The following is a 7879-nucleotide window of genomic DNA, read 5'->3' as shown; positions in this document are numbered from 1 at the left end:
TCTGTCTCCCCGCCCCTCCCCCCCCCGCACCCCCCGCCCCCGCCCCCCCGGCCCCGCCGCTTCTCTCCGTGCGCAGCACATGAAGAGTGCACATGAAGAGTGAGGAACAGGAGCCCGCTTCCATGCACAGACCCCTCCACAGATGGCGTCACCGCGCATCGACCGCTCTCGCCGCACTGCTCGTCGCCGGGGGCGCGCTGGCTCCGGTGCCGGCCGCCGCCCAGGCACCGGCGGCAGGCGCTCAACCGACCTCTCTGGTCAACCCGTTCATCGGCACCCAGAACTTCGGCAACACCTTCCCCGGTGCGAGCGCCCCCTTCGGCATGGTCCAGGTCAGTCCGGACACGGGTGGCCAGGGCGGCTACGACTACCAGCAGGACAAGATCCACGGGTTCAGCCAGACCCATCTCTCCGGTGTCGGCTGTTCCGTCATGGGCGAGCTGCCGATCATGCCGACGACCGGAGCGGTCGACAGCGTCGATCCGAACTCCTACCGCTCGACGTTCTCGCACGACGACGAGGACGCCGAACCCGGCTACTACCGCGTCGGGTTGAAGTCGTACGACATCGACGCCGAGCTGACCGCCACCTCCCGCACGGGATGGCAGCGCTACACCTTCCCGTCGACCGACCGCGCCAACGTCCTGTTCAACACGGGCCGGGCCAACCAGAAGGTCTACAGCTCGGAAGTGCATGTCGTCGGCGACCGGACCGTCGAGGGCCGGGTCGAGGCGGGCAACTTCTGCGCGGGCAAGGACAAGCACACCGTCTACTTCACCGCGACCTTCGACCGGCCGTTCACCGCGCACGGCGCGTGGCGCGGCACCACTCCCGCCCCCGGTGAACGGGACGCGGCCGGTGAGGGCGACAACGGCGCCTGGGTGACCTTCGACGCCGCCGCCGACCGTGACGTCGTCGTCAAGGTGGGGCTCTCCTACACGGGCCTCGACGGCGCCCGCGCGAACCTGAAGGCGGAGACGCAGGACTCGTACGACTTCGACGCCACGCGGGCGGCGCTGCACGCGACCTGGGAGCGGCAGCTCGATGCCGTCAGGATCGGCGGCGGGTCGGCCGAGCGGCAACGCGCCTTCTACACGGCTCTCTATCACGCGCAGCTGCACCCGAACCTCGCCGGAGACGTCGACGGCCGGTACGCGGGCTTCGACGGGAAGAACCATCAGGCGTCCGGGTTCACGCCGTACCAGAATCTGTCGCTCTGGGACACGCACCGGCCGCAGAACCAACTGCTGCAGATGCTGGAGCCGAAGGTCGCCCGTGATGTCGCGCTGTCCGTCGTCGCGATCGGGCGGGACGGCGGCTGGCTGCCGCGCTGGTCGCTCGCCAACAGCGAGACCAACATCATGACCGGCGACCCGGTGACGCCCTTCCTCGTCGAGGCGTGGTCCAAGGGCCTGCTCGCGGGACACGAGAAGGAGGCGTACGCGCTGCTGCGGAAGAACGCGGTCAGTACGCCCCCGGCCGACTCCCCCTACAACGGCCGTGCGGGAGTGGACGCGTACCAGAAGCGCGGTTACATCCCCAGCGGGCTGGAACCGGGGAAGGACTGCGCGGACAAGGGCGGGGACAACGACTGCCGCCATCCCGCCTCGGCGACCATGGAGTACGCGGCCGCTGACGCGTCGCTGGCGCTGATGGCCAAGGGGCTGGGACACAACGCGGACGCCAAGATGTTCGCGGCGCGCGGCCAGTGGTACCGGAACCTGTGGGACTCCTCCATCCAGCAGTTCCGGCCGCGTACGGCCGACGGCACCTGGCTGACGCCGTACGACCCGGTCGAAGCGGGACACCAGTTCCACGAGGGCGGCGCCTACCAGTACCAGTGGCTGGCGCCCCAGGACCCGGCCGGGCTCGTCTCCCTGATGGGCGGCAAGCGCGCGACGGAGAAGCGGCTCGACTCCTTCTTCGCCTACGACAAACTCCTCGCGGACCCCGCGAAGACCGCTCGCGAGGACTGGATCTCGGCGCCGTACGATTACTACGGGAAGGCGACCTACAACCCGAACAACGAGCCGGACCTGCACGCCCCGTACATGTACCTGTGGGCCGGCGCGCCCGCCAAGACCGCCACCGTGGTCCGCGCCGCGATGACGCTCTTCACGGACGGGCCCGACGGCATGACCGGCAACGACGACCTGGGCACCATGTCGGCCTGGTACGTCTTCTCGTCGCTGGGTCTGTATCCGACGACGAACGGCGGTGACTTCCTCGCCGTCTCCAGCCCGCAGTTCCCCTCGGCGGTCGTCCGCATCGGCGCCTACGGGAAGAAGCAGGGCGGCACCCTGACGGTCAAGGCACCGGGGGCGAGCGACACCCAGCGCTATGTGAAGCAGGCGAAGTTCGGCGGGAAGAACCTGCGCGCCACCTGGCTGGACTGGGACGCGGTCGCCAAGGGCGGAGACCTCGCCTTCGAGATGACCGGCAAGCCGTCGGCCTGGGGCACGGGCAAGGGCGACGAGCCGCCGTCCGTGAACCGCGCGGCGGCGGATTCCCGCCGGCACCTCGACGCGTCGCTCCGCACGGCCTCCGACGTCCTGCCGACGTCCGACAGCGCGCAGAGCGTCCGTCTCAAGCTGGACGTCCTGGGCCAGTCCCCCGGCACCCTGCGGGTGGGCGTCGACGCGAAGACTCCGAGCGGCTGGACCGCGAAGGTCTCGGACTCCTTCTCGCTCACGTCCCACCGTCTGCCGGTCCAGCGGACCGCGACCGTGGACGTGAACGTGCCGGCCGGCACCGCTCCTGGTTCGTACACCGTGCGGATCACGGCTGCCGCGAAGGGCGTGAAGAGCGTGGAACGGGTCGCGGCCATCGAGGTGCGCGCCGCGGCCCGCTGCGCGCCGGACATCGACGAGCAGTGTGCCGTGGACCTCGGCAAGGAGGTCAACCACGACGGCACCGCTACCGTCGCGGCCTCCGACCAGGGCGACTTCGACGGCGGCGGCTGGAGCTTCGACGGTGACCTGCTGCCCGCGGCGGGTCCGGTCGTCTGGGGCGGCGTGACCTACGACGCCCCCGATCCGTCCGGCACGGCCGAGAACTTCGTCGAGGCCCGCGGTCAGTCCATGCTGCTCCCGGCCGGTTCGTACGGCGCGCTGCGCGTGGTCGCCGTGGCCCACCACGGACCGGTGACGACCGCACTGAGCGTCCGCTACACCGACGGCACCACCGCCGAGGTGTCCGTCCCCGTGGGCGACTGGGCGGGATCGACGCCGCAAGGCAGCTCCGTGGTCCTGGAGATGCCGCACCGGATCAAGCGCGGACAGGGTGTGGACGGCCCGCCGGTGCGTCTGTTCGGCGCCTCGGCGGACCTCGACGCGTCGAAGACCGTGCGTTCCATCGGCCTGCAGAACGACCCTCGGGTGCAGGTGTACGCGATCACGCTCAAGTAGGGCGGCAGGTCACGCAGGCCTCCGTACGGTCGCCGGCCCATGTCTCTCGTTCGGGAGGCGTGGGCCGGCTGTTTCGCGCCCTTCGTGAGGCCCGGCGCGTATGAGTACCTCCACTCATGACACCCCCTGACCAAGGCCTCAGACTTCCTCCATGCCCATGCCCATAACCAAGCCCATTTCAGTGCCCAGGCTTCTCAGACGGTCGGTCACCGCGGTCGCGGTCATCATGACCGCGTGCGGCACCCAGCAGAACGGCCGGTCGCAGTCGGCCGCTCCCCCGACCTCGTACCCTCCCCGGCCGAAGTGCGCGCAGCCTGCCGAGAAGCCCGCGGATGCGCCCACCGCACTGCCGTCCTCGCCCCGTCCGACGGCGGATGGCGATGGTTCAGGAGAGGGCTCTGCAGAGAACGCGGACCGCCCTCCCCACTACGCCGAGAACCACGCCTACCGCATGCAAGGGTCCCTGTCCGAGGACAAACGCGCCCAAGGAGAGGCCTCGGCCCTGCTCATCCGGCGGGAGCTGGAGAAAGTCCGGGAGGAGGGCGGTTCCGGCGCGTACGGCGTCTTCCCCGACCAGCGGATCGCGGCGGCGCTGAAACGCCTCGGCTGCGGCAAGGAGCACGGTGTCTACATCGGGAACGGGTTCTACAGCGTCCACACGGGCGTCGTGTGCGTGTCCGGGTACGTGCGGAAGGACGAGCTGACCAGCGAGGTGCACGGCGCCTACGCCGAACCCCAGCCCGGCACAGGTCCCTGCGTCGAGAACCGGGGAGGCCACTGACGGGTGGCTGGTTCTCGCGCGACGGGCGGTCGCACAGCGGGCTGTGCCGCGTGCGCCGGGTGACCGCCGTGCGTTAGGCGACCCGGATGGCGGGTACCCGGCCGCCCGGCAGTGGGCGTGACGTGTGGCGACCCGCTGGACCTGCGGTGAGACTGGGGCGAGCGGCGCCTGACGATGGGTGGAGCATGTTCAGCGTTGAGGAAACGATCGAGGTCGCGGTCCCGGTGAGTGCCGCGTACAACCAGTGGACGCAGTTCAAGAGCTTTCCCCGGTTCATGACCGTGGTGAAGAAGGTCGAGCAGGTCCGGCCGGCGCTCCTGTCCTGGACGCTCGGTGTCGGACCCGTGCACCGCGAGTTCCAGGCCGAGATCGTCGAGCAGGAACCCGACTCGCATCTGACCTGGCAGAGCCTCGAACGGCACTTCGTCCACCAGGGCGAGGTGTTGTTCCGGCCCGCCTCGACGGACGGCGCGGCCGACGACGCGGCAGACAAGGCGGCCGACGGCGCGACGGACCGTACGACCGTCATCGTCCGGATCAGGGTCGACTCACCCGGCGCCACCGCCCTGCTCGGCGGACTCCCCGAGCTGGTCGGCCGGGTCGTCCAGCGGGAGCTGCGGCACTTCAAGGCGTACATCGAGGGGCTCGGCGCGGAGAGCGGCGCCTGGCGGGGCACCATCCGCGGCGGACGCGTACGGCCCGAGGAACCCAAGCCGCACCGGAGCCGGGTGCCCCACTGGCCCGTCGGCTGACGCCGGGAACGACAACAGCGTGAGTGAGAGGCAATGCCGATGAAGAAGGCCCCCGGCGAGGAGCCGAACGACGCTCTGACCGTGACCCCGCCGAAGAAGTGGGCCGCGGGCGTCCCCGCGGTGGCGCACGCGCTGGAGTACTCCCTGGAGGAGACCTCCCTGCGGCGCACCGGGGAGACGCTGCTGACCATGAACCAGGTGGGCGGCATCGACTGTCCCGGGTGCGCGTGGGCGGATCCCGCGCCGGGCAACCGGCATCGCAACGAGTACTGCGAGAACGGCGCCAAGCACATCAACGACGAGGCGACCTCGCGGCGCATCGGTGCCGACTTCTTCCGCGAGCACACGGTCTCCGAGCTGGGCCGGCGCTCCGACAAATGGCTGAACCAGCAAGGGCGGCTCACCGAGCCGATGGTCAAGCGGCCGGGCTCCGACTCGTACGAGCCGATCAGCTGGCACGACGCCTTCGACCTGCTGGCCACGGAACTGAAGTCGCTCGACTCCCCCGACGAGGCGGTCTTCTACACCTCCGGCAGGGCCAGCAACGAGGCCGCGTTCGTGCTGCAGCTCTTCGCCCGGGCGCTCGGCACCAACAACCTGCCCGACTGCAGCAACATGTGCCACGAATCGAGCGGCTTCGCGCTGCACGAGACGCTGGGTACGGGCAAGGGCACGGTCAGCCTCGACGACCTGCACCACGCCGACCTGATCTTCGTGGTGGGGCAGAACCCCGGGACCAATCATCCGCGCCAGCTGTCCGCACTGGAAGAGGCGAAGCGGAACGGCGCGCGCATCATCGCGGTGAACCCCCTGCCGGAAGCGGGGCTGCTGCGGTTCAAGAACCCGCAGAAGCCCAGCGGGGTGATCGGCAAGGGCACCCAGATCGCCGACCGGTTCCTGCACATCCGCAACGGCGGCGACCTGGCGTTGTTCCAGGGGATCAACCGGTTGCTGCTGGAGGCCGAGGACGCCCGGCCGGGCGAGGTGCTGGCCCGCGACTTCATCGGGAGCGACACGAAGGGCTTCGAGGAGTTCGCCGAGCACGCCCGCACCATCGAATGGGACGACATCCTCGCCGCGACCGGTCTGGCCCGCGAGGAGATCGAGCAGGTCCGGGACGAGGTGCTCGGCAGCCACCGAGTCATCGTGTGCTGGGCGATGGGCATCACCCAGCACAAGCACGCCGTCCCCACCATCCGGGAGATCGTCAACTTCCTGCTGCTGCGCGGGAACGTCGGCCGGGCCGGCACCGGCGCCTGTCCGGTGCGCGGGCACAGCAACGTGCAGGGCGACCGCACGATGGGCATCTGGGAGCAGATGCCGGACGATTTCCTCGACTCGCTCCAGGAGGAGTTCGGCTTCGACCCGCCGCGCGAGCACGGACTGGACTCGGTGAACACGATCCGGGCGATGCGCGAAGGCCGTATCAAGTTCTTCCTCGCCCTGGCCGGCAACTTCGTGCGGGCCGCTCCCGACAGCGAGGTCACCGAAGAGGCCATGCGCAGCTGCCGTCTGACGGCCCACATCTCCACCAAGCTCAACCGGTCCCACACCGTGTGCGGTGAGACCGCGCTCATCCTGCCGACCCTCGGCCGCACCGAGATCGACATCCAGGCCGACGGGGAGCAGTTCGTCACCGTCGAGAACTCGATGAGCGAGGTGCACACCACACAGGGGCGGCTGCAGCCGGCCTCGCCCCTGCTGCTCAGCGAGATCTCCATCCTGTGCCGGCTCGCCCGCCGCACCCTCGACGGCCGGGCCGCCGACGTGCCGTGGGAGCAGTTCGAGGCCGACTACGGCGCGATCCGCGACCACATCTCGCGCATCGTCCCGGGACTGCACGACTTCAACCGGCGGGTGACACGGCCCGGCGGCATCCAACTGCCCAACGCGGTCAACGAGGGCGTCTACCACAACGGCGTCGGCAAGGCGCTGTTCACCGCCAACGACTTCGCGATGCTGCAGGCCCCCGAGGGGCATCTGCTGCTGCAGACGCTGCGCTCCCACGACCAGTGGAACACCGTCCCGTACACGTCCAACGACCGCTACCGGGGCATCCACGGAAGCCGCCGGGTGGTGCTCGTCAATCCGGAGGACGTGACCGGGCTCGGTCTCGTGGCCGGGCAGCACGTCGATCTGGTCAGTGTGTGGGGCGAGGACCCCGAGCGGCGCGCCGAGGACTTCCGCGTGGTCCCCTACCCCACCACCCGGGGCTGCGCCGCCGCCTACTATCCCGAGACCAATGTCCTGGTGCCGCTGGACAGCGTGGCCGACAAGAGCAACCAGCCGACGTCGAAGGCGATCGTGGTCCGCCTGGAACCGGTCGCGGCGCCGGCGACCGCGTCACCGAGGTGAACGTGAGGCGTCGGGTACGGAGATGACGACCATCCGGTTCACGGTGCCGTCCTCGCCGACCACATCGCGTACGTGCCGGAAGCCCAGCCGCCGGCACAGCGCGAGACTCGCCGTGTTCCCGGCGCCCACCATGCCGTAGGCCTCCGTCAGCCCCAGGTTGTCGGAGGCATGGCGGAGCAGGCCGTGCACGGCTTCGGTGCCGATGCCCTGCCCCCAGTATTCGGGGGCGAGGGCGACGATGAGTTCGTGCCCGTCGACGTTGCCGGTCTTCTTCACCTCCGCGTGCCCGATGTACGTCCCCTGCCACCACACCCCCCACACGTCGAACCGCCGGGTGGGATAGACGTCGGTGAGGATGGCACGGAACGCCGCCCGCAGATCGGCCTCGGGCACCATGTCCTGGCCCATCCAGTGGCACACCTCCTCGTTGCGCAGCAGGGCGACGAAGTGGGTCTCGTCCTCGGCGCGGTAGGGCGTGAACTCCAGCCGTTCGGTCTTCAGGACGGGTGTCATCGGTGGACTCCTGGGTGAGGGCAGAGGGGCGGGGACAAGGTTCCCTGTTCCCGCCCCTCCGCGGCCACTGA

Annotated in this window: 6 protein-coding genes; 4 read left to right on the top strand and 2 right to left on the bottom strand. The window is 70.0% G+C overall.

Annotated elements, in window-relative coordinates; translation table 11 throughout:
* The first annotated feature begins 122 nt into the window (after nt 1-122).
* Nucleotides 123-3407 (top strand): GH92 family glycosyl hydrolase, encoded by a 3285-nt coding sequence (locus ACFWGJ_RS04895; protein ID WP_387321061.1) that lies wholly within the window; start codon nt 123-125, stop codon nt 3405-3407.
* 138 nt (nt 3408-3545) lie between these two features.
* Here ACFWGJ_RS04895 and ACFWGJ_RS04890 read toward each other — a convergent pair whose 3' ends face one another.
* Nucleotides 3546-3749 carry a hypothetical protein gene (locus ACFWGJ_RS04890; RefSeq protein WP_387321060.1) on the bottom strand — a complete coding sequence of 68 codons (204 nt, stop codon included), beginning with the start codon at nt 3747-3749 and terminating at the stop codon, nt 3546-3548.
* Between the two features lie 109 nt (nt 3750-3858).
* On the opposite strand from ACFWGJ_RS04890, the gene ACFWGJ_RS04885 reads away from it, so the two are divergent.
* From ACFWGJ_RS04885 to ACFWGJ_RS04875, 3 genes are all read left to right on the top strand, one after another.
* The gene (locus ACFWGJ_RS04885) at nt 3859-4188 is read left to right on the top strand and encodes a hypothetical protein (RefSeq protein WP_387321059.1); all 330 of its coding nucleotides are present in this window, start codon (nt 3859-3861) and stop codon (nt 4186-4188) included.
* 185 nt (nt 4189-4373) lie between these two features.
* The gene (locus tag ACFWGJ_RS04880) at nt 4374-4940 is read left to right on the top strand and encodes an SRPBCC family protein (protein ID WP_387321057.1); all 567 of its coding nucleotides are present in this window, start codon (nt 4374-4376) and stop codon (nt 4938-4940) included.
* 39 nt (nt 4941-4979) lie between these two features.
* Nucleotides 4980-7295 (top strand): FdhF/YdeP family oxidoreductase, encoded by a 2316-nt coding sequence (locus ACFWGJ_RS04875; RefSeq protein ID WP_387321056.1) that lies wholly within the window; start codon nt 4980-4982, stop codon nt 7293-7295.
* On the opposite strand, the gene ACFWGJ_RS04870 is transcribed toward ACFWGJ_RS04875, so the two are convergent.
* Nucleotides 7284-7808: a GNAT family N-acetyltransferase gene (locus ACFWGJ_RS04870; protein ID WP_387321054.1), complete on the bottom strand. Its 525-nt coding sequence runs from the start codon at nt 7806-7808 to the stop codon at nt 7284-7286. The two genes, ACFWGJ_RS04875 and ACFWGJ_RS04870, sit on opposite strands and share 12 nt — an antisense overlap.
* Between the last annotated feature and the right edge of the window lie 71 nt (nt 7809-7879).

This window comes from Streptomyces sp. NPDC060205, from assembly GCF_042728395.1.
In the GTDB taxonomy this organism is placed as follows: Bacteria; Actinomycetota; Actinomycetes; order Streptomycetales; family Streptomycetaceae; genus Streptomyces.
Note: the sequence above shows the minus strand (reverse complement) of the source record. Positions and strands in the feature narration are given on the sequence as shown.